The 21,564-nt window shown below is 58.8% G+C and carries 22 protein-coding genes and 1 other RNA gene; 13 read left to right on the forward strand and 10 right to left on the reverse strand.

Annotated elements, in window-relative coordinates:
• Positions 1 to 5 precede the first annotated feature (5 nt).
• The 4 genes from fdhD to TU86_RS12825 all read left to right on the forward strand — a co-directional run bounded on the left by fdhD (position 6) and on the right by TU86_RS12825 (position 5,154).
• Positions 6 to 845 carry a formate dehydrogenase accessory sulfurtransferase FdhD gene (gene fdhD / locus TU86_RS12810; protein WP_048364673.1) on the forward strand — a complete coding sequence of 280 codons (840 nt, stop codon included), beginning with the start codon at positions 6 to 8 and terminating at the stop codon, positions 843 to 845.
• Positions 842 to 3,190 (forward strand): FdhF/YdeP family oxidoreductase, encoded by a 2,349-nt coding sequence (locus TU86_RS12815; protein WP_048364674.1) that lies wholly within the window; start codon positions 842 to 844, stop codon positions 3,188 to 3,190. Before fdhD ends, TU86_RS12815 begins: the two co-directional genes overlap by 4 nt.
• A 277-nt stretch (positions 3,191 to 3,467) precedes the next feature.
• Positions 3,468 to 3,944: a glycine zipper domain-containing protein gene (locus TU86_RS12820; protein WP_048364675.1), complete on the forward strand. Its 477-nt coding sequence runs from the start codon at positions 3,468 to 3,470 to the stop codon at positions 3,942 to 3,944.
• Between the two features lie 271 nt (positions 3,945 to 4,215).
• On the forward strand, positions 4,216 to 5,154 hold the full coding sequence (locus tag TU86_RS12825; RefSeq protein WP_048364676.1) for a hypothetical protein: 939 nt from the start codon (positions 4,216 to 4,218) through the stop codon (positions 5,152 to 5,154).
• 138 nt (positions 5,155 to 5,292) lie between these two features.
• Here TU86_RS12825 and TU86_RS12830 read toward each other — a convergent pair whose 3' ends face one another.
• Positions 5,293 to 5,757 (reverse strand): Lrp/AsnC family transcriptional regulator, encoded by a 465-nt coding sequence (locus TU86_RS12830; RefSeq protein WP_048364677.1) that lies wholly within the window; start codon positions 5,755 to 5,757, stop codon positions 5,293 to 5,295.
• Positions 5,758 to 5,884: 127 nt separating this feature from the next.
• Here TU86_RS12830 and TU86_RS12835 point away from each other — a divergent pair, with 127 nt between their 5' ends.
• The 4 genes from TU86_RS12835 (at position 5,885) to TU86_RS12850 (ending at position 9,851) form a co-directional block, all read left to right on the forward strand.
• Positions 5,885 to 6,220 (forward strand): hypothetical protein, encoded by a 336-nt coding sequence (locus TU86_RS12835; protein ID WP_048364678.1) that lies wholly within the window; start codon positions 5,885 to 5,887, stop codon positions 6,218 to 6,220.
• A 102-nt stretch (positions 6,221 to 6,322) separates the two neighbouring features.
• On the forward strand, positions 6,323 to 8,086 hold the full coding sequence (gene tfpB / locus TU86_RS12840; RefSeq protein WP_048364679.1) for a type IV pilus assembly ATPase TfpB: 1,764 nt from the start codon (positions 6,323 to 6,325) through the stop codon (positions 8,084 to 8,086).
• A 104-nt stretch (positions 8,087 to 8,190) separates the two neighbouring features.
• The gene (locus TU86_RS12845) at positions 8,191 to 8,505 is read left to right on the forward strand and encodes a DUF2388 domain-containing protein (RefSeq protein WP_048364680.1); all 315 of its coding nucleotides are present in this window, start codon (positions 8,191 to 8,193) and stop codon (positions 8,503 to 8,505) included.
• A gap of 203 nt (positions 8,506 to 8,708) precedes the next feature.
• Positions 8,709 to 9,851 carry a DegT/DnrJ/EryC1/StrS family aminotransferase gene (locus TU86_RS12850; protein WP_048364681.1) on the forward strand — a complete coding sequence of 381 codons (1,143 nt, stop codon included), beginning with the start codon at positions 8,709 to 8,711 and terminating at the stop codon, positions 9,849 to 9,851.
• A gap of 55 nt (positions 9,852 to 9,906) precedes the next feature.
• Here the strand turns inward: TU86_RS12850 and gcvH are convergent, their stop codons facing one another.
• The 8 genes from gcvH to TU86_RS12890 all read right to left on the reverse strand — a co-directional run bounded on the left by gcvH (position 9,907) and on the right by TU86_RS12890 (position 19,098).
• Positions 9,907 to 10,290 (reverse strand): glycine cleavage system protein GcvH, encoded by a 384-nt coding sequence (gene gcvH / locus TU86_RS12855; RefSeq protein WP_048364682.1) that lies wholly within the window; start codon positions 10,288 to 10,290, stop codon positions 9,907 to 9,909.
• A 62-nt stretch (positions 10,291 to 10,352) separates the two neighbouring features.
• The gene (gcvT, locus tag TU86_RS12860; RefSeq protein ID WP_048364683.1) at positions 10,353 to 11,435 is read right to left on the reverse strand and encodes a glycine cleavage system aminomethyltransferase GcvT; all 1,083 of its coding nucleotides are present in this window, start codon (positions 11,433 to 11,435) and stop codon (positions 10,353 to 10,355) included.
• Between the two features lie 156 nt (positions 11,436 to 11,591).
• Positions 11,592 to 13,208 carry an ABC transporter permease gene (locus TU86_RS12865; RefSeq protein ID WP_048364684.1) on the reverse strand — a complete coding sequence of 539 codons (1,617 nt, stop codon included), beginning with the start codon at positions 13,206 to 13,208 and terminating at the stop codon, positions 11,592 to 11,594.
• 261 nt (positions 13,209 to 13,469) lie between these two features.
• Positions 13,470 to 14,471 carry an extracellular solute-binding protein gene (locus TU86_RS12870; RefSeq protein ID WP_048364685.1) on the reverse strand — a complete coding sequence of 334 codons (1,002 nt, stop codon included), beginning with the start codon at positions 14,469 to 14,471 and terminating at the stop codon, positions 13,470 to 13,472.
• A 212-nt stretch (positions 14,472 to 14,683) separates the two neighbouring features.
• Positions 14,684 to 15,901, reverse strand: coding sequence for a 2-octaprenyl-3-methyl-6-methoxy-1,4-benzoquinol hydroxylase (locus TU86_RS12875; RefSeq protein WP_167337968.1), 1,218 nt, complete (start codon positions 15,899 to 15,901; stop codon positions 14,684 to 14,686).
• An 88-nt stretch (positions 15,902 to 15,989) separates the two neighbouring features.
• A complete protein-coding gene (gene ubiH, locus TU86_RS12880) occupies positions 15,990 to 17,177 on the reverse strand; it encodes a 2-octaprenyl-6-methoxyphenyl hydroxylase (protein ID WP_048364687.1) in 1,188 nt (395 codons plus the stop codon).
• Entirely contained in the window at positions 17,174 to 18,508 is a 1,335-nt protein-coding gene (pepP, locus tag TU86_RS12885; RefSeq protein WP_048364688.1) for a Xaa-Pro aminopeptidase, read from the reverse strand. Before pepP ends, ubiH begins: the two co-directional genes overlap by 4 nt.
• 29 nt (positions 18,509 to 18,537) lie before the next feature.
• The gene (locus TU86_RS12890; protein WP_048364689.1) at positions 18,538 to 19,098 is read right to left on the reverse strand and encodes a YecA/YgfB family protein; all 561 of its coding nucleotides are present in this window, start codon (positions 19,096 to 19,098) and stop codon (positions 18,538 to 18,540) included.
• 134 nt (positions 19,099 to 19,232) lie between these two features.
• On the opposite strand from TU86_RS12890, the gene TU86_RS12895 reads away from it, so the two are divergent.
• The 4 genes from TU86_RS12895 to TU86_RS12905 all read left to right on the forward strand — a co-directional run bounded on the left by TU86_RS12895 (position 19,233) and on the right by TU86_RS12905 (position 20,691).
• Positions 19,233 to 19,442: a TIGR02449 family protein gene (locus TU86_RS12895; RefSeq protein WP_048364690.1), complete on the forward strand. Its 210-nt coding sequence runs from the start codon at positions 19,233 to 19,235 to the stop codon at positions 19,440 to 19,442.
• On the forward strand, positions 19,439 to 19,756 hold the full coding sequence (locus TU86_RS12900) for a cell division protein ZapA (protein ID WP_048364691.1): 318 nt from the start codon (positions 19,439 to 19,441) through the stop codon (positions 19,754 to 19,756). The genes TU86_RS12895 and TU86_RS12900 overlap by 4 nt, the downstream gene beginning before the upstream one ends.
• Before the next feature lie 31 nt (positions 19,757 to 19,787).
• A non-coding RNA gene (gene ssrS / locus TU86_RS22480) (6S RNA) lies at positions 19,788 to 19,965 on the forward strand.
• Positions 19,966 to 20,052: 87 nt separating this feature from the next.
• The gene (locus tag TU86_RS12905; protein ID WP_048364692.1) at positions 20,053 to 20,691 is read left to right on the forward strand and encodes a 5-formyltetrahydrofolate cyclo-ligase; all 639 of its coding nucleotides are present in this window, start codon (positions 20,053 to 20,055) and stop codon (positions 20,689 to 20,691) included.
• A 24-nt stretch (positions 20,692 to 20,715) separates the two neighbouring features.
• On the opposite strand, the gene TU86_RS23065 is transcribed toward TU86_RS12905, so the two are convergent.
• A complete protein-coding gene (locus tag TU86_RS23065; protein ID WP_087148757.1) occupies positions 20,716 to 20,865 on the reverse strand; it encodes a hypothetical protein in 150 nt (49 codons plus the stop codon).
• 194 nt (positions 20,866 to 21,059) lie between these two features.
• Here TU86_RS23065 and TU86_RS12910 point away from each other — a divergent pair, with 194 nt between their 5' ends.
• Positions 21,060 to 21,509, forward strand: coding sequence for an EVE domain-containing protein (locus tag TU86_RS12910; RefSeq protein ID WP_048364693.1), 450 nt, complete (start codon positions 21,060 to 21,062; stop codon positions 21,507 to 21,509).
• Positions 21,510 to 21,564 lie beyond the last annotated feature (55 nt).

Raw genomic sequence — 21,564 nt, forward strand, 5'->3', positions numbered from 1 at the left:
GCCTTATGAACGCCAAGCGCCCCACGTGCGCGGCGCCCGCCTCTGTTTCGCCCGCGCCCGCAGCCAGCCAAACCTATCAGTACGTCACGCTGGACCACAGCCAGGGTGCTCAAACCGCCCTTGCCGAAGAAGTCGCGCTGGCCATTGCCTTTAACGGCATCAACCAGGCCGTGATGCTGGTCACGCCCACCGACCTTGAAGACTTCATTGTCGGTTTCAGCCTGGGCAGCGGCATCATTCAAGAGCCCGGCGAAATCTACGACCTCAAGCTCACTGGCTCAGGTTCGGCGCAGTATGCACAGGTCGAAATCGCCAGCCGCGCGTTCTGGAACCTCAAACAGCAACGCCGACAACTGGCGGGCACCAGTGGCTGCGGCCTGTGCGGCGTAGAAGCGGTCGAGCAAGCACTTCCAGACCTTAAGGTATTGCCCGGCGCGCCCCTGCCGCCCGCGCAATGGCTGGAAGGCTTGCGCCAGCGCATCAGCGATTTCCAGCCCTTGGGCCAACACTGCGGCGCCGTGCATGCGGCGGTTTATATGGACGCTCAGGGCAAGCTGTTGATGGGCCGTGAAGACATCGGCCGCCACAACGCGCTCGACAAACTGATAGGCGCGCTGGTGCGCCAGAACATCGACATGAGCGGCGGCGCCGCGATTGTGACCAGCCGTTGCAGCCTTGAGCTGATTCAAAAAGTGTTGCGAGCGGGCATCCAGACCCTCATCAGCCTGTCCTCGCCGACCGGCCTGGCGCTGCAATGGGCGCGCCGCCACAACCTCAACCTTATTCATCTGCCGCAAAAAAGCGCGCCACGGGTCTATAGCCCGGCGCAGGAGAACCTCGCGTGAGCACTCACCATCAAGCCGACCAAACCCCAACCCCACGCTACAAGCCCTACAAAGGCCCGGCAGGTGGCTGGGGCGCGCTGATCAGTGTGGCGCAAGCCTGGTTGACCAGCGACAACGCCCTGAAAAACCTGCGCATGATGCTCAAGACCAACCAGAACGGCGGCTTTGACTGCCCCGGCTGTGCATGGGGCGACTCGCCGGAAAGCGGGCTGGTCAAATTCTGCGAAAACGGCGCCAAAGCCGTGAACTGGGAAGCCACCAAGCGCCGTGTCGATGCCTCGTTTTTCGCCAAACACAGCGTGACGGCGTTGCTGGAACAAAGTGATTACTGGCTCGAATATCAGGGCCGCCTGACCGAACCCATGCGCTACGACACCGCAACCGACCGTTATGTGCCGGTGACGTGGGACGCTGCGTTCGCGCTGATCGCCAAGCACTTGCTGAACCTGTCCAGCCCTGACCAGGCAGAGTTCTACACCTCGGGCCGCGCCAGCAACGAAGCGGCGTATTTGTACCAATTGTTTGTGCGCGCGTTTGGCACCAACAACTTCCCCGACTGCTCGAACATGTGCCACGAAGCCAGCGGCGTAGCCCTGGCGCAAAGCATCGGAGTGGGCAAAGGCACCGTGACCTTCGACGACTTTGAGCACGCCGACGCCATTTTTGTGCTCGGTCAAAACCCCGGCACCAACCACCCGCGCATGCTCGAACCACTGCGTGAGGCGGTCAAACGCGGTGCCCAGGTGGTGTGCGTCAACCCGTTGAAAGAACGTGGGCTTGAGCGTTTTCAACACCCGCAGCACCCGCTCGAAATGCTCACCAACGGTGACCGCCCTACCAACACCGCTTATTTGCGCCCGGCGCTGGGCGGCGACATGGCGCTGTTACGCGGCATGGCCAAGTTCCTGTTGCAATGGGAGCGCGACGCGCAAGCGGCAGGCGAACCCGCCGTCTTCGATCACGCCTTTTTGAATGAACACACCGCAGGCGTGCTGGACTACATCGCCGGCATTGATGAGACCCCGTGGGAGCACTTGGTCGAACAGTCCGGGCTGACGCTGGTGGACATCGAACGCGCGGCGCGCATGTACCTCAAGGGCAAGAACGTCATCATGTGCTGGGCAATGGGCATTACCCAGCACCGGCACTCGGTGCAGACCATCCAGGAAATCGCCAACCTGATGCTGCTGCGCGGCAACATTGGTCGCCCCGGCGCGGGCCTGTGCCCCGTGCGTGGCCACAGCAACGTGCAGGGCGACCGCACGATGGGCATCAACGAACGCCCGCCTGTTGCCTTCCTCGATGCGCTGGAGCGCCGCTTCAAATTCAACGTACCGCGTGAAAACGGCCACAACGTGGTCGAAGCGATCCACGCCATGCTCGAATCACGCGCTAAAGTCTTCATCGGGCTGGGAGGCAACTTTGCCCAAGCCACGCCCGACAGCCCGCGCACCGCACAGGCGCTGCGCAATTGTGCCCTGACCGTTCAGATCAGCACCAAGCTCAACCGTAGCCATTTGATGCACGGCAAAGAAGCGCTGATCCTGCCGTGCTTTGGCCGAACTGACATTGATATTCAGGCTCAAGGCCCGCAGGCCGTCACCGTGGAAGACTCATTCAGCATGGTTCATGCCTCCAACGGCCAGTTGCAGCCGCTGTCGAACCAGATGCGCTCTGAGCCAGCGATCATCGCCGGTATTGCTGCGGCGACCCTGGGCACCCACCCGATTGACTGGAGCTGGATCGTGGGCGATTACAGCCGCATCCGCGAGCTGATCGCCGACACCATTCCCGGCTTCAAGGATTTCAACACCCGCGTGCAGCACCCTGGCGGTTTCTATCTGGGCAATTCGGCGGGGGCCCGTCAGTGGAACACTGCGTCGCAACGCGCGAACTTCAAAGCCAACGTACTGCCGCATGATCTGGTGGATGAGCGCACCCGCGCAACGGGCCGTTTGCCAGACCTGATCCTGCAGTCCATGCGCTCGCACGATCAGTACAACACCACCATTTACGGGCTGGACGACCGTTATCGCGGCGTCAAGGGTCAACGTGACGTGTTGTTCGTCAACGAAGCCGACATCATTCGCCTGGGCTTCAAACCGGGGCAAAAGGTCGACATCGTTTCACTCTGGGATGACGCCCATGAGCGCCGGGTGAAGAACTTCACCTTGTTGGCGTTCGATATCCCGGCAGGACAAGCAGCCGCTTATTACCCGGAAGTGAACCCGCTGGTGCCGCTGGAAAGCACAGGCGACGGCAGCCACACGCCCACCTCCAAGTTTGTGGCGATATGCCTTGAAGCCGCCACCGCGTCGCGCTTGATCATGGCCAAGGCCAGCTAACCCCCCGGCCCGCAGGCTGCGAGCTTTTGATCCTGTAAAGCTCACAGCCTGCGGCGGCTCCTACAGGAAACGAGTGTTTCACGGGCACAAAAAAGGCCGCTTTCATGCGAAAGCAGCCTGTCCGAACCTGTAAACAGACCCTCGGAAATTGATTAAGTTCCCTATCAAAAACAATAACTTAGCGAATTGTGTACAACTCGTGCTACTGGTCGGATTTCGATTGTAACCAACCGCGTACAGCCTCAGGATCGCGCCGTCATCCCTTTGAGGCTCACTTATGAAGCTCACCTCGATTCTCTTGTTGTCCCTTGGCCTGGTCAGTGGCGCAGCCTTGGCCGGTGGCACCACCGAAGCCGGTGTAGGCGGCGCATTAGGCGGGGTTCTTGGCGCCGTGGTTGGGCAACAACTCGGCGGCTCGACCGGATCGGCCATTGGCGCAGGCGTAGGTGGCGCGGCCGGCAGTGCTGTAGGTGCCGACAAACGCAGTCGCGGTGAAGCGGCTATTGGCGGCGCACTCGGCGCAGCGGGCGGTAACGTATTGGGCCGCAGCGTAGGCGGCAACACAGGCAGCCTGGTGGGTGCAGCGGCTGGCGGTGGCGCGGGCGGTGCTCTGGGCAATTACATGGGCAACAAGAGCGATGCCGATGATCGCCGTTACCGGGACCGCGATAATCGCCGTTATTACCGCGACGACAACCGTGGACGGGGCCATGCCTACGGCCACCGTAAAAAGAACAAGCATCGTCATCACTGATGATTGCTAACGGGAGCCCACAGAGGCTCCCGTTTTTGTTTTAACCACTGCTCGGCTCATCGCTACGTCCCTTCTACTCACCGCCAAATTGTTTCAATGCATTACGCCCGCTGCTTTGGCGTCAATCATGCAACCTGCATGACCCAGTAAAACAATCAGGCTTTTAACATATTGATAAATAAAGTAATTAGTTAAAACGCCTGATTGGCACAACCCCTGCAATCTCCTGAGTGAAGGCTGCACTTCTCACCATTTCAGGAGCACAACAACAATGATCGGGACTACTGAGAACTATCCCGCTGCCCTGCAAGACTCTTCAGGCCACAGCGGTGTGTCCTGGGGCGCCATTTTTGCAGGTGCCGCCGCTGCCGCTGCTTTGTCCTTACTGCTGCTGATGCTCGGCGCAGGCTTGGGCTTTTCAGCTGTTTCACCCTGGGCCGGTGAAGGCGTAGGCGCCAAGGGTTTGGGCATTACCGCCATCATCTGGCTAGCTGTCACGCAAATCATTGCCTCGGGCATGGGCGGTTATTTGGCCGGTCGCCTGCGGGTCAAATGGGCCAGTCTGCATGGCGATGAAGTGTATTTTCGCGACACCGCGCACGGGTTTCTGTCGTGGGCCGTGGCCACCCTCGTCACCGCCACGTTGATCGCAGGTTCGGTCAGCAGTGTGATTGGCAGCGGTGTGCAAGCCGGGGCCAGTGTGGCATCCGGTGCAGCAACTGCCATGAGCAGCGCAGCCGGGAGTGCCGCAGGTAGCAGCGCGAACAACGGTTCGGGCAGCAGCTCGGATTACTTTATCGACACGCTGTTTCGCGATGATCGCGGCACCGCTGTCAGCGAAGACGCTGCACACGGCATCGTCACACGCATCTTCGTACGCAGCCTTGGCAATGATGGCCAACTGAGCGCAGACGACCGTACCTATTTGGCGCAAATCGTTGCTCAACGTACCAACCTCACTCAGCCAGAAGCCGAACAACGGGTTGATCAGGTTTACGCCAAGGCCCATCAAGCGGTTGAAGAGGCCAAGGTCAAAGCCAAGGAAGCCGCTGACACCGCTGCAAAAGTTGCTGCCTGGACCACCTTGTGGATGTTCATCACGCTGTTGATCGGTGCGTTCTTTGCCAGCCTGTGCGCCACCTTCGGCGGTCGTCGCCGCGACGCGGTGACTTATATCGACCACACCACGACCACCACGGTTGTCCGTTAACTCAGGAGAATAAAAATGCGCTCATTACTGCTGCTGTTCCTCGGCATTCCCATCCCAATCATCATCTTGATTGCGCTGTTTGTTCACTGACAGCACACCAACGGCCTTCCTTGTGAAGGCCGTTTTTGTTTCAGCGCCTTACACCGGCAGGCACGTAGTCGATTTGATTTCAGAAAGCGCGACAATCGAGTTCACTTCCTGAATGCCCGGCACCATCGACAGTTTTTCGAAGAAGAAACGCTCATAGGCCTCGATGTCAGAGGTCACGATACGCAACAAAAAATCCACCGAGCCCATCAACACGTAGCACTCCAGCACCTCGGGGAAACCACGAATCGCATCAGTGAATTCGGTGAAGTTGGAACGCCCGTGGGCGTTGAGTTTGATTTCGGCAAATATTTGCGTGTTCAGGCCGATTTTCTTGCGATCCAATAATGTCACCTGCCCACGAATGATGCCTTCATCTTTCATCCGTTGAATCCGGCGCCAGCACGGTGACTGCGATAAACCGACCTTCTCAGCGATCTGTGCGCTGGACAGCGAAGCGTCCTCTTGCAGCAGGGCCAAAATTCGTCGGTCGTAAGCGTCCAAATCGCCTTGCATAAAAATTCCTGATTATTGACCAGCAATGAATTGTTTAAGTCTTTTTCGATCAAACGTTGATCATCATAGATAAATAATTTCTGACCGCGCATGTGATTATTTCTCCAGCCAACTCTGGAGTCATTGCATGCCGTCTCTCAACGCCTTATCCCCCTCGCCACGTGCCGACGTGTGGGCCGCGAATGCCACGCCGTGCACCGTGCGTTTTTGCATTGTGGCCGAGGCCGAAGCGGACGTGCTGTGCCGCACACTCAACCTGTTTGCCTTGCAGCAATTGATTCCGCAGCAGGTGGAAGTCATGCGCGACGACGACCTGCTGCGCATCGAAATCGTCAGCAATGAGCAAAGCTGGCACCGCGCTCAAGTGATTGGCGAAAAATTGCGCAACCTGGTGAGTGTCTGCGAACTGGAGCTGTATCAGGTGCAAGGCCGCACTATGCCTGTGCTGGCGTGTTCGCAATAGCTCGCAACTAATGGCGAACCCGAGCGCTCAAGGCGCGGCTAGGCTTTGGCGTACCTGGCCAGACAAGGATCTGTCTGTGCCTGTGCAGTACAAGGAGTATTTATGCACACCACGTGTACGCCCGATCGCCCGCTTGATCTCGAACCGTTGCTGCCGGGGCTGCTGGCCCACGGCCTCATCACGCCAACACACGCCGACCAGGCCCTGAAGCGTTATCGGGCGGCTCCCAACAACGGCGTACACCCGTTGATTTTCCTGGCGGCGCAACAGTTTGCCGACCTCAGCCGGCCCGGAAAAACCTTGACCCTTGAAACCCTGACGGCCTGGCTTGCCCTGCACTACGGGCAGCCGTACGTGCGCATTGACCCGCTGAACATTGATGTTGCCAGCGTGACCGGGTTGATGTCGTTCGCGTTTGCCCAGCGCCATCAAATACTGGTGATTGCGGCGGACCGCGACGCCATCACCATCGCCAGCGCACAGCCTGATGTCGGCAGTTGGGAGGCCGATCTGCGCCAGGTTCTCAAGCGGCCCATAAAACGGGTCATTGCCAACCCTCTGGAGATCGCGCGGCTGGGCTCTGAGTTGTACAAACTGGCCAAATCAGTGACGGGCGCAACGCTCAATGATCAAAAAACGTACAAAGCGTTGCCCCTCAAACCGTCGCCCGATATAGAGAGCAACAGCCAGGAACACGATGCCAACGATGCTCATATCGTCAACATCGTTGACTGGTTGTTTCAGTACGCGTTTGAACAGCGTGCCAGTGATATCCACATCGAGCCGCGTCGCGAACAAGGCGGTGTGCGCTTTCGCATTGATGGCGTGTTGCATAACGTTTATCACTTCCCGGCACAGGTCACGACAGCGATTGTCAGCCGCCTCAAAAGCCTGGGGCGCATGAATGTCGCCGAAAAACGCAAGCCGCAGGACGGCCGAATTAACACCAAAACCCCGGCAGGCACTGACGTGGAGCTGCGGCTCGCCACGTTGCCCACCGTGTTTGGCGAAAAAATAGTGCTGCGTATTTTTGACCCGCAAGTGGTGCTAAAACGCTTCGATCAGCTGGGCTTCAGCGTGCAAGACATGCAGCGCTGGCAACACATGACCGCCCAGCCCAGCGGCATCATTTTGATCACCGGCCCCACAGGTTCAGGCAAAACCAGCACGCTGTATGCAACGCTCAAACAACTGGCCACGCCTGGCGTCAACCTGTGCACCCTCGAAGACCCTATCGAGATGATTGAGCCCGCGTTCAATCAAATGCAGGTGCAACCCGGCATCGACCTGACCTTTGCCAGTGGCGTTCGCGCCCTGCTGCGCCAAGACCCGGACATCATCATGCTGGGCGAAATACGCGATCTTGAAACCGCCGAAATGGCGATTCAAGCGGCGCTCACCGGGCACCTGGTGCTCTCCACACTGCACACCAACGATGCGCCCAGCGCCATCAGTCGCCTACAAGAACTGGGTATAGCGCCCTACCTGATCAAAGCCACGTTGCTGGGCGTTATGGCCCAGCGACTGGTGCGCACGCTGTGTGCCGAATGCAAGACCCCTCAGCCACTGTCGTTAAGCGACTGGCAACACTTCGCCCCGACCTGCCCGGCCCCTTTGAGCCTCTACCGTGCAAGGGGTTGCGCGCACTGCCGACAGACCGGTTACAGCGGGCGAGGCGGCATTTACGAAATCATGCTGATGAGTGAAAAGCTCAAGGCATTGATCACGCCAGACACCGATTTAAATCAGCTGCGGCGCACTGCCTGTGACGAAGGCATGCGCCACCTGAGGCTGGCGGGCGCGTATCAAGTCGCCGCTGGCACCACCACACTGGAAGAAGCATTCAGGGTCACGCCGCACGTCTGATGCCGCATTAATGACTAAATGTTGCATCGTTAAGTGCCCTCGCGGAACTAGACTGCTATAACCCGCATCAAATCGTACAGATCACTTATTCGGAGTCACCCATCATGCGTCTCAAATATGCTGTAGTCGCCGCCGCGCTGTTGACCCTGCCTGTTGGCTCTGTAATGGCTGACAGCTTCTGGCGCAACGTGCTGTCTTCCGGTGCAACCACCGGCTCCACGTATCTGACCTTCAAAAAGGACCGCAAAGTCATTGCCGCTCAAGACGATGCGGGGAGCTTCGTGGCCAGCAATGGCGCGATCCGTGGCCCGTATCTGGAGTCTGCCATGCAGCAAGTCCGCGCGGACAATCCGAACCTGAAGGTCAGCGACATGGACTTGGCCAACGCCATCCTCGCCAAAAACGCGACCGCTGAATAAACACCCGTGTCGTTGCTGCCGCTGGCTGCGAGCGCCTGGTAACAGGTCGCAACCAGCGGCAGCGACTTCACAACATGCTGTGTTTCATTCAGCCCCCATACAGAAATATCACCTGATGTGAGCCATCCTCTGGGTATGATTTGTGCCATGTGCTATTGCTCTATGGTCACTCACAACCCACTCACATCGGACGTCACGCCTCTATGAGCTCGCTGCCTTTCCTGCCGTTTTCCAAACCAACCATCGATGAAGCCACTATTGCGGCCGTGGGCGACGTGTTGCGCTCGGGCTGGATTACCAGCGGACCAAAGGTGCAAGCCTTCGAAGAGCAACTCTCGCAATACTTGGGCGGCCGCCCTGTACGCACGTTCAACTCGGGCACCTGCACCATGGAAATCGCCCTGCGCATTGCAGGCATTGGGCCGGGCGATGAGGTCATCACCACCCCGATTTCATGGGTGGCGACCGCCAACGTGATTATCGAAGTGGGCGCCACGCCGGTGTTTGCCGACATAGATCCGATCACCCGCAACATTGATCTGAAAAAAGTCGAAGCCGCCATCACGCCGCGTACCAAAGCAATCATTCCGGTCTACCTGTCAGGTTTGCCGGTGGACATGGATGCGCTGTATGCATTGGCCAAAAAGCACAATCTGCGGGTGGTCGAAGATGCAGCCCAAGCCCTCGGGTCGAGCTGGAATGGCGAACGCATCGGCGCCCGTGGCGACTTTGTTTCGTTCAGCTTTCAGGCCAACAAGAACATCACCTCATCCGAGGGCGGTTGCCTGGTACTGAACAACGAGGAGGAAGCGCGCCTGGCCGAAAAATATCGCCTGCAAGGCGTTACCCGCACCGGTTATGACGGGCTGGATGTTGATGTACTCGGCGGCAAGTTCAACATGACTGACATCGCAGCGGCCATAGGTTTGGGGCAGTTCGCGCATATCGAAGCAATCACTGCGCATCGCCGTGAACTGGCCAAGCACTATTTCGAATGCTTTGGTCCTGATTTTGAGGCCGAGTATGGCGTTCAACTGCCCGTGGCTGATTTCAACAATACCAACTGGCATCTGTTCCAACTGGTGTTACCAGAGCGTGAAGATGGCCAGCCAGCTCGGGCTACCTTCATGAAAGACATGCAGGCACTCGGCGTGGGGGTGGGCTATCACTACCCCTCAATTCACTTGCTGAGTTTGTATCGTGCGCGGGGTTTCAAGGAAGGCATGCTGCCGATTGCAGAGCGCGTAGGTCGCTTGATCGTGTCGTTGCCCATGTTTACAGCAATGACCAAAGCCGATGTGCAGCGCTCGGTTGAGGCAGTGAAAGCGGTGCTCAAGGCCCAATAAATGATTGCTGGGCCCTGCAGGCGCGAGTTAACGCTCGCGCCTGCGGGTTTACGGGTTACTCGCCGATGGCGGCTTTGTAGCCTGCGGCATCCAGCAATTTATCCAGCTCGGCGGTATTGCTCGGCTTGAGTTTGAAAATCCAGCTGTCGTAGGGGTCGCTGTTTACCTGTTCAGGGTTGTCGGCCAACGCTTCATTCACTGCAATGACTTCGCCAGACACTGGGGAGTAGATATCCGAGGCCGCTTTTACCGACTCCACCACACCCGCCGTATCGCCCGCCGCAAACACTTTGCCGACTTCGGCCAACTCAACAAAGACCACATCCCCCAAGGCTTCCTGAGCGTGGTCGCTGATACCGACCGTGACGGTGCCATCAGCTTCCAGGCGCGCCCACTCGTGACTTTCAGCGAAGCGCAGTTCAGCGGGGATAGTGCTCATATTCAGTGTCCTCAAGAAGAAATGTCAGCGGCTCGCGTACGGCGCCAGCCTGCCAGTAAACGTTAGATCAAGGCTTTGCCCAGACGAACAAACGTGGGTTTCACCACGCGAACCGGATACCACTTGCCACGTATTTCGACTTCAGCACGATCAGCCGTGGCCATCGGAACACGCGCCAGAGCAATCGATTTGCTAAGCGTAGGAGAGAAACTACCACTGGTTATCTCCCCTTCGCCAACACCAGCGATACGAACGACCTGATGTGCACGTAGGACACCTCGTTCCTCCAGCACCAAACCCACCAGTTTGAGTTGCATGCCCGCCGCTTTTTCAGCCTCCAGCGCTTCACGACCGATGAACCGGCGCGAGGCGGGTTCCCAAGCAATGGTCCAGGCCATGTTGGCGCAAAGTGGCGAGACAGAGAGGTGAATATCTTGCCCATAGAGGTTCATGCCGGCTTCCAGGCGCAAGGTGTCACGCGCCCCTAACCCGATGGGAGAAATACCTGCCCCCACCAAATCGTTGAAAAAACCGGGAGCCTGATCGGCGGGAAGCAGGATTTCCAGGCCGTCCTCACCGGTGTACCCGGTGCGGGCAATAAACCAGTCGCCATTGCTCTGCCCTTCAAAGGGCTTGAGCTGCGCAATAAGTTGACTGCGCGCCTGGCTCACCAGCTCGGCCACTTTATGCCGTGCCTGCGGGCCCTGGATCGCCAACAAGGCAAGTTCGGCGCGCTCTTGCAGTTGCACGTCATAACCTTGGGACTGGGTCGTCATCCAGGCCAAATCCTGTTCACGGGTGGCCGCGTTGACGATCAGGCGGTAACCGGCGTCCATCAGGTAGACGATCATATCGTCGACCACGCCGCCTTTCTCATTGAGCATGGCGCTGTAAAGCGCGCGGCCCGGGGTATTAAGTCGTTCGACGTCGTTGGCCAGCAAGCGCTGTAACCATTCCTTGGCCTGAACCCCAGTGACGTCAATCACGGTCATATGCGAGACATCAAATACGCCGCAGTCCTGGCGCACCTCGTGGTGCTCCTCAACTTGCGAGCCGTAATGCAAAGGCATATCCCAACCGCCAAAATCGACCATCTTCGCGCCAAGGGCGAGATGCAGGTCATACAAAGGCGTACGCTGTCCCATGGGTTCCTCCTTCCGGGCTTGGCGAAGGTGCGGACAGGCGTGCAGAGCGCTTCAAACCACATAACGTAGCTTTCTGACGCTGCGCAGGGAACCTGGCCTGATTGACAGACCGCACCGAATGCCGCGCATTGTAGCCGCATGCCGGGGGGCTGGCACCTAACCGATGCGATGGGCTGAGCGTCTAATCAACCCGATGACCGGCAACAAACCCACCAGGACCAACGTCAGTGCGGGCAGAGAAGCCCGTGCCCACTCGCCTTCACTGGTCATTTCGAAGATGCGAACGGCCAGCGTGTCCCAGCCAAAGGGCCGCATTAGAAGGGTGGCGGGCATTTCCTTAAGCACATCGACAAAGACCAACAGCGCAGCACTCAGCGTGCCCGGCAGCAATAACGGCAGATACACTTTGAAAAACAGTCGCGGGCCACTCACCCCCAAACTGCGCGCCGCTTCGGGCAAGGACGGTCGAATACGCGCCAGACTGTTTTCGAGCGGGCCATAGGCCACTGCGATGAATCGCACCAGATACGCCATCAGCAAGGCCGACAGGCTGCCCAGTAGCAGCGGCTTGCCCGCCCCGCCCAACCAGCCAGACAGGGGAATGACCAGTTCGCGGTCCAGGTAACTGAACGCCAACATGATCGAGACGGCCAACACGGAACCCGGCAAGGCGTAGCCCAGATTCGCCAGGCTGACCCCGGCGCGAATGGCCTGCGTGGGCGCCTGACGTCGGGCGAACGCCAAAACCAACGCCACACTCACGGTGATCAACGCCGCCATGCTGCCCAAATACAAGGTGTGCAGGATGAGGCCGGTGTAGCGCTCATCGAGATCAAAGCGCCCGCGCTGCCAGAACCACACCACCAGTTGCAGCATCGGAATCACGAACGCGCAGGCAAACACCAGTGCGCACCAACCGCTGGCCAGCCAGGCCTTGGGACCTTTGAGGGCATACAAGGCCTTGGTGCGCGGGCGCTCATTGCTGGCGCGGTTGGCGCCCCGGGCACGACGCTCGCCGTAAAGCACCAGCATCACCACCAACAACAGCAAACTGGCCAATTGCGCAGCGGTGGACAGGCTAAAAAAGCCATACCAGGTCTTATAAATAGCCGTGGTAAAAGTGTCGAAATTGAACACCGACACCGCGCCGAAATCGGCCAGGGTTTCCATCAGCGCCAGCGCCACACCGGCACCAATCGCCGGCCGTGCCATCGGCAATGCCACTCGCCAGAATGCCTGCCACGGGCTTTGGCCCAGCACCCGTGCGGCTTCCATCAGGCCTTTGCCCTGCGCCAGGAACGCCGTTCGTGCCAGCAAATAGACATACGGGTAAAACACCAGAATCAGCACAATGATCACGCCACCGGTGGAACGCACGCGGGGCAATCGCAGCCCCATGCCAAACCACTCGCGTAGCAGCGTTTGCACCGGCCCGGCGAAATCCAGCAGACCGACGAATACAAACGCCAGCACGTAGGCTGGAATCGCAAACGGCAGCATCAAGGCCCAGTCCAGCCAGCGCCTGCCGGGGAATTCACACAGGCTGGTGAGCCATGCCAGGCTGACCCCGAGCAGCGTGACCCCGATACCCACCCCAACGATCAATGTGAGCGTGTTGCCCAACAGCCGCGGCATTTGTGTGTCCCACAAATGGCTCCAGATCTGGGTGTCCACGCTTTGCCAAGACAGCAACAAGACGCTCAAGGGCAGCAGTACCAGAGCGGCAATGGTGAATACCAGCGGGTACCAGCGACGTTGGGCAGGATGGGCCACGAAAAACTCTCGAAAGGTGGGCAAGGCGAGGGATTGTATGTTGCGTAGCTACACGATGTTCGAAGCGTCTTTCAACAGAATCAAAAGCCCCTCACCCTAACCCCCTCCCGGGGGAGAGGAGACTGACCGCGTGTGGTCTCACGTTCATCACCCTCTCCCCAAGCGAATGAACTGAGCGCATGCAATCTCAAACACACTTCAATCAGCTCCCTCTCCCTCCGGGAGAGGGTTGGGGTGAGGGCTTGCTGCACTTCACACCCATCAATTCCAGCCAGCACGGTCCATCATGCGGATCGCTTCAGCCTGGCGCTTGCCTGCCACTTCAACCGGCAAGGCATCAGCCTTGAACTCACCCCAACTGGCCACTTCGGTAGAAGGCGGCACGCTCGGGTTAGCCGGGAACTCTTGGTTAGTGCCCGCAAAAATCGACTGTGCCTCAGGCGTGGTCATCCATTCAACCAACGCTTTGGCCGCTTCAGGGTGCGGCGCGTATTTGGTCAGGCCAATGCCCGACAGGTTGACGTGAACACCCCGGTCGGCCTGATTGGGCCAAAACAACTTCACCGCCAGATCCGGCTTCTGCTTGTGCAAACGGCCGTAGTAGTACGTGTTAACGATGCCCACGTCGCACTGCCCGGCGTTGATTGCTTCCAACACCGCAATGTCATCCGAGAACACGTCTGTGGACAGGTTGTTGACCCAGCCCTTGAGGATTTCTTCGGTTTTTTCAGGACCGTTCACCTCAATCATGGTGGCGGTCAGCGACTGGTTATACACCTTCTTGGCCGTGCGCAGGCACAGGCGGCCTTCCCAGTTTTTGTCAGCCAATGCCTCGTAGGTCGACAGTTCTTCGGGCTTAACCCGGTCGGTGGAATAGGCGATGGTCCGGGCGCGCAGGCTCAAACCCGTCCATTCGTGGGACGAGGAGCGGTATTGAGGCGGGATGTTTTTGTCGATAACGGGCGAAGTGAACGGTTGCAGGATGCCCATCTGCTCGGCTTGCCACAGGTTGCCGGCATCGACCGTGAGCAGCAGGTCGGCGGTGGCATTTTGGCCCTCAGCCTTGATGCGCTGCATCAGCGGCGCTTCCTTGTCGGTGATGAACTTGACCTTAACCCCGGTTTTGGCGGTGTAGGCGTCAAATACCGGCTTGATCAGCTCATCGATACGCGAGGAGTACACCACCACTTCATCGGCAGCAGAAACACCGCTGGCAAAAACGGTGAGGGCCAGGGCAGTCAGTAGACGCTTGGGTGCCAACATGAGGGGCGGTCTCTCTCAATGCGAATCGGGCGTAAATGGTAGTGAATCACATTTGCCATCTCAACCTAACTCGCCCCGGAGGCGTTACCAGATGTTGCAGAAAGCCTCTGTAGCCGCTGCCGCAGGCTGCGATAAGGACCGCAGGCCCTTCGCTTTTAAAGAACGGGGTCGCTGCGCAACCCATCGCAGCCTGCGGCAGCGGCTACAGACATTTAAGCCTTGGCCAACGGTGGCAGGTCGCCGGTGAGGCCCAGCGCCTGGCGCACGAACAGGGCTTTGGCTTCGGGCATCTGATTCACCCATTTCAAGCCGCTGTTGCGCAGCAGCCGGGCGCTTAACGAGTCGGCCTGAAACAACCGCTGGAAACCTTCCATTGCGGCCATCAGTGCCAGATTGTGAGGCATGCGACGCCGCTCGAAACGGCTCAACACTTTGACATCCGCCAACCGCTCACCACGATCAACCGCGTGCAAGATCACCTGCGCCAGCACTGCTGCGTCAAGGAAGCCCAGGTTGACGCCCTGCCCGGCCAACGGATGAATGGTGTGGGCCGCATCGCCAATCAGCGCCAGCCCCTCAGCCACGTAGCGTTTGGCATGCCGTTGACGCAGCGGCACGCAAACCCGTGAATCGGCGCTCAATACAGGGCCCAGACGCCCTTCAAACGCCAGCGCCAGTTCGCGGCAGAACGCGTCATCCTCCAGTGCCATCAAGTGCTGCGCTTGTTCGGGGGTGGTGGACCACACGATCGAGCACCAGTCTTGCTGGCCGTCACGCTGCAAGGGCAAGAACGCCAGCGGGCCGTGATCGGTGAAGCGTTGCCAGGCGGTCTGCTGATGCGGTTGAGCGCAGCGCACGCTGGCAACAATGGCGTGATGCATGTAGTCCCATTCGCGGGTCTGGCAACCGGTCAGACGTCGCACAGCCGAGTTGGCGCCGTCGGCGGCAATCACTAAGGGCGCACGCAGGGTGCGGCCATCGGCCAGGGTCAGCAGCCAGTCATCGCCAGAGCGGCGCATTTGCTCAAGACGGGCATTGGCCAGTAATTCAATGTCCACGCCCTGCAAACTGTCGAGCAAGGCGTCTTGCACTACGCGGTTTTCGACGATGTGGCCCAGCACCTCGGCATGCACACTGACGGCCGAGAAGTGGATCTGGCCGGTGCCGCTGCCGTCCCACACGTGCATGTGCGAATACGGGCTGACGCGGCGAGCGACAATGCCGTCCCATGCACCAAGGCGTTGCAAAATGCGCTGGCTGGCCGCCGACAAGGCGCTGACCCGAGGCTCGAAGGCGTCGTCACCCCTGAACGGTTTGACGCTCAGCGGCCCGCCGTCGAGCAGCACGATTTTCAAACCGCTGTCTTTGAGCGCCAGCGCCAAGGCGCTTCCGACCATTCCGGCCCCAACAATCAGCACATCTGCGCGCATTTCCATGCTTTAAGCCTGTCTCGTGAGCAGCATTCGCCGCACCTGAATAAAAATGGACCGACACGGGACGTATTCGCCCCGGTCGTCATCAACTGTCTGCGCGAGTCCCCAGCCCCATCGCCTGACGGGCAAACCAGCGCTTGGCCGGTGGTAGCAGATCAAGGCCCAGCAAGCCAAGGTTGCGACCGAACGAAATCAGGGTCTGATCGCTGCCAAACAGGCGTGTTACCTGATCCGAGAAGCCGATGGTCAGTTGCTGATCGAGTGTTTGGCGCTGTTGATAACTCAGCAAAGTGGCGAAGTCGCCGAGTTTTTCATCACTCGCCAGCAGCGTCCGGGCCAAGGCGTCCGCGTCCCGCAACGACAAGTTAAAACCCTGCCCGGCAATCGGGTGCAGGCTGTGCGCAGCGTTGCCGAGCACCGCAAGGTGCGGGCGTACTTGCTCTTGCGCCTCGATCAACGTGAGCGGGTACAAATGGCGCGCCCCCACCTGTTTGAGGGTGCCCAGGCGATAGCCAAACACGCCCTGCAACTCGCTGAGGAAGCGGCGCTCATCCAGCGCTGCCAGACGCTCGGCATCCATACCTAGCCGGGTCCAGACCAGCGCACAGCGGTTTTCGGGCAACGGCAGCAATGCCATCGGCCCTTCTTCGGTGAAGCGCTCGAAGGCCATGCCGCCGTGGGCTTGGCTGGGGGTGATGTTGGCGATCAACGCGCTTTGGTCATAAGGGCGCTTGCTGACATGAATGCCCAACTGCTCGCGCAGCCCCGAACGACCGCCGTCGGCCAGTACTGCCAGGTCGCAGTCCAGCGTGGTTTCATCGTTCAAGGTCAGGCGGTAGCCGTCTTCGAGAGGCTGCATGCGGGTCACTTCGGCCGGGCAGCGCCAACTGATCACGTCCGGGTCCAGGCCCTTCCACAAGCACTGGCCCAACCAGGCGTTTTCGACCACATAACCCAGCGCAGGGACACCTTCTTCAAGCGCCGACAACCGTGCGGTGGAGAAACGACCACGGTCAGAAACGTGAATATCCTTGATCGGCTCGGCACGGGGGGCGATGGACTGCCACAGCCCCAGCCGCTCATAAATTTGCCGCGCGCCATAGCTCAGCGCCGACGAGCGGGCGTCGTAGCTCGGCTGGTAGCTGTTGCCGGGGGCAAAAGGCTCGATCAGGACGATCTTCCAGCCCCGCGCCTTGGCCCCGGCTTGCAACGCCAGCGCAAGGCTTGCGCCCACCAGGCCGCCACCAATGATTGCCAGGTTGGTGCGACTCATGCCACGCGCGCCTTTGCCGCCGCCATCAAGGCTTCGATGTCAGCGACGGTTTTGGGCACGTCGCCGGTCAGAATGTCACAGCCATGTTTGGTGACCACTACGTCGTCCTCGATCCGCACACCAATGCCGCGCCATTTTTTGGCGACATTCAGATTGTTCGGGCTGATGTAAATACCGGGCTCAACGGTGAGGGTCATGCCTGCTTCCAGCACGCGCCACTCTCCACCGACCTTGTATTCACCCACGTCATGCACATCCAGCCCCAGCCAATGTCCGGCGCGGTGCATGTAAAACGCTTTATAGGCCTCGCTGGCAATCAGCTCATCCACCTCGCCCTGCAACAAGCCCAAATCAACCAGACCTGCTGTAATCACCCGAACCGTGGCCTCGTGCGCCTGGTTCCAGTGCTTATTGGGCGCAATATCGGCAAATGCTGCTTCTTGCGAAGCCAACACCAATTCATAAATTGCTTTTTGTTCCGGCGAAAATTTCCCGCTTACGGGAAACGTTCGGCTGATGTCACTGGCGTAGCAGTCGATCTCACAGCCCGCATCAATCAAGACCAGATCGCCGTCTTTAAGCAGGGCGTCGTTCTGCTGATAGTGAAGAATGCAGCTGTTGTCACCCGACGCGACGATTGAGCCATAGGCCGGCATTTTCGCGCCGCTTTTACGAAACTCGTAATCCAGCTCGGCTTCAAGGCTGTACTCATGCAAGCCTGCACGGCTGGCTTGCATGGCACGGACATGCGCACGGGCCGAAATTTGCGCCGCGTGGCGCATGACTTTGATTTCTGCCACCGATTTATACAGGCGCATGTCATGCAGCAGATGATCCAGAGCAACGAATTCGTTGGGCGGTTGCGCACCCAGGCTGGCCTTGGAGCGAATGGTGTTGATCCACTCCATCAAGTGGCGGTCGAATTCGGGGTTGCTGCCCATCGCCGAATACACCCGCTCGCGGCCTTCAATCAGGCCCGGCAGGATGTCGTCGATGTCGGTAATCGGGAACGCGTCGTCCGCGCCAAAGTCACGTATGGCGCCTTCTTGCCCTGCGCGCACTCCGTCCCACAGCTCGCGCTCAGGGTTGCGCTCACGGCAAAACAACACGTATTGGCCATGAGCCCGACCCGGGATCAACACAATCACGGCTTCAGGCTCAGGAAAACCGCTCAGGTACTGAAAATTGCTTTCCTGACGGTACACGTGCTCAACATCTCGATTGCGAATCGCCACCGGCGCCGCAGGCAATATCGCGATGCTGTTGGGCTCCATCTGCGCCATGAGCGCCTTGCGGCGACGTGCGTATTCCGATTTCGGGATATGGATCATGGGCAGACGGGTTTCCTCTTGGCGGTCGATCAGTGCAACGAAGGCTTGACTGGAGCAGGCTCAGCCGTTTTTTTGGTTTCGGTGAACAGCAGCAGCGGCGCGACGCGCAAGTATTCCATCACTTCCATATAGTCGCTTTCACCGTCTTCGGACTCTTCCAGGGCATCTTGCACCTGGGCGATGGCGGCCAGGTCTTGCAGCACTTCCTGGCCCTCAACGCTCAAGTCAACGCCCTGAGAGTTAAGGCCGAAGCCGGACAGGAAACCCTGGCACCACTCGCCCAATGCAGCAGCGCGGTCGGTCAGTGATGCGTCATCGCTCGGCAACAGCAGCACGACGGTCATATCGTCACCGGTCAATTCACCTTTGACCATCTCTTGCAAACCGATCAGGGCATTGCGTACGTTGTCACTGATTTCATTTTCGTGGAACAGCTCTTTGGCATCGGCCAACCAGCTGTCGGCATCGAAGCCTGCGCCGGCACAACTGCGCCCCAGCAACAGGCCGTGCAGTTCAGCAGGCGAAACGTTATGGCCGTTGTTGGTCAGCAGGGCGGCAAAGGCGTGATACGGGGAGTTCTGAATAGGCATGGTCAGCTAGGCGCCAAGCGGCGCTATGTCTAGAATGGAGGGCTTGTATCCTAGCATCGGCAGGCGAGCCAGACCATCGAGGCGTCAAAGCGCCTGATGGTGACCATCCATCAGAAAATACACAGTAGGACACAATGGAAGACACCGACCTGCATGAACTGATGGCTAGACTCGAACGCCTGATTGGCCGGGTCGAGCAACTTAAAAGTCAAAACGGACTCTTACTAGCTCAAGAAAAGACTTGGCGCGAGGAACGCGCGCACCTCATTGAAAAAAACGAAATCGCCCGACACAAGGTGGAATCGATGATTTCGCGCCTCAAAGCCCTGGAGCAAGACTCATGAGTTCAAGCAATAGCGTCACTGTGCACATCCTCGATAAAGAGTATTCGATCATGTGCCCCCAGGAAGAGCGCACCAACCTGGTGAGCGCGGCCCGTTATCTGGACGGCAAGATGCGCGAAATTCGCAGCAGCGGCAAAGTGATTGGTGCCGATCGTATCGCCGTGATGGCCGCCCTCAATATCACCCACGACCTGCTGCACAAGCAGGAGATCGCCGAAGTTCAGACCAGCAGCTCCACCCGCGAACAGGTGCGCGACCTGCTTGACCGGGTCGATCTGGTGCTTGCCACTGATCCGAACGAACGTCAGAGCTGATTCAAAAGGTTTCTTTGGGGTATACTCGCGCCACTCCCTGGAGTATTCGCCAGTTAGCGATGTCCCTGAGCCGATTCGCACTACCCTGGAGCTTGCACGTTGGACCGGTGTGCATGTCCGCTCGACGGAAAGCCTTAAGGTCTACTGCAACTTCCACCTTGAACTTTCGGGTTCAAGGGCCAAGCCGACAGCGGTACGTCGGGGAGCCTGATTTCTTAGCGCAATGCCAGCTTTGTGCTGGCATTGGCTTTAACGAGTTGACCGTCCGGTGACTCGACCTTGAACAGCACGCCACCATGACCGAACCTGCGTCGCCTACCCGCCCGCAACTTCGCCGACTGTTGCGCAATGCCCGCCGCGAACTTTCTCCCTGCGCGCAACGCCTGGCAGCCCGTGGCCTGTATCGACAACTGGCACAGCATCCGCTGTTTCGCCGCGCCAAACACATCGCACTCTACCTGCCCACTGACGGTGAAATCGATCCGCGCGTGTTGCTGCGCGAAGCACAGCGCCGGGGCAAGGCCGTGTACCTGCCCGTGCTCAGTGCCTGGCCGAAGACCAAAATGGTGTTTCAGCGCATCGCACCCGACGAAACATTGATCCCCAACCGCTTTCGTATCCTCGAACCGCGTATTCACCGCGCACGTCAACGCAAGGTCTGGGCGCTCGACCTGGTGTTGTTGCCATTGGTGGGGTTTGATGCAACAGGCGGACGACTGGGCATGGGCGGCGGCTTTTATGACCGCAGCCTGGCGTATCTGACACGGCGCCAATACTGGCGCAAGCCAACGTTACTGGGCCTGGCCCACGAATGCCAAAAGGTCGATAGCCTGATGCAAGCCAGTTGGGATGTGCCGCTACAAGGCACCGTCTCGGACAAACAGTGGTACGTCGCCCACCTACCGCCAGGGCATCACGACCGGCGCGATGCCTGAACACTGTTTTTAACACACGAACATTTAGCGCTTAAAAGGTGGGACTTGCTGTTGAGCCAGTTCAATCGGCGCATCGGTCGAGTTGGACCAAAGACTTTGCGCATACCCCGTTGTAACCACGCCCAAACCGAACAAAAAAGCCAATACCCACAGTACATCCGGTTTGCGTTTCATCGATTGCCCCCCTTCAGGCAAATCAACACGATGACAGCAACGGTTTTTGTTATAGGCCGTGCAGCAGCGTCAAGCTTAAAATCCCGGCATTCTGCGACAACCTGTTAAGACACGCAAACGATGACGTCAACCGGCTGTCGGTTTAACAAAATGTTTCAAGAAAAACTTTCACACCGTGTTTCAGGAGAAGAAAAATGGCCTATTGGCTGATGAAGTCCGAGCCTGACGAGTTCTCTATCAAAGATTTACAGCGCAGGGGCGAAGCGCGCTGGGACGGCGTGCGCAACTATCAGGCGCGCAACTTCATGCGGGCGATGGCGGTGGGCGATCTGTTCTTCTTCTATCACTCCAGTTGCCCCCAACCGGGCATTGCCGGCATCGGGCGCATCATTGAAGCGGCTTATCCTGACCCCACGGCACTCGACCCGCAAAGCCATTACTTCGACCCCAAGGCCAGCGCCGAGAAAAACCCGTGGAGCGCATTGCAGGTAGCGCACGAGCAAACGTTTGCCAAGGTGATCAAACTCGACTACCTGAAGCAACAAACCGCACTGGCTGAAATGCCGCTGGTACAAAAAGGCAGCCGTCTTTCCGTGATGCCCATAACCGATGAGCAGTGGGCGGTGGTGATGGGGTTGTTGTAATACCCCAACGTATGGCCGCTGACGGTGGCTGTGAAAGTGACGGGCTGCGGTCCCC

The organism is Pseudomonas weihenstephanensis (assembly GCF_001043055.1).
GTDB lineage: Bacteria > Pseudomonadota > Gammaproteobacteria > Pseudomonadales > Pseudomonadaceae > Aquipseudomonas > Aquipseudomonas weihenstephanensis.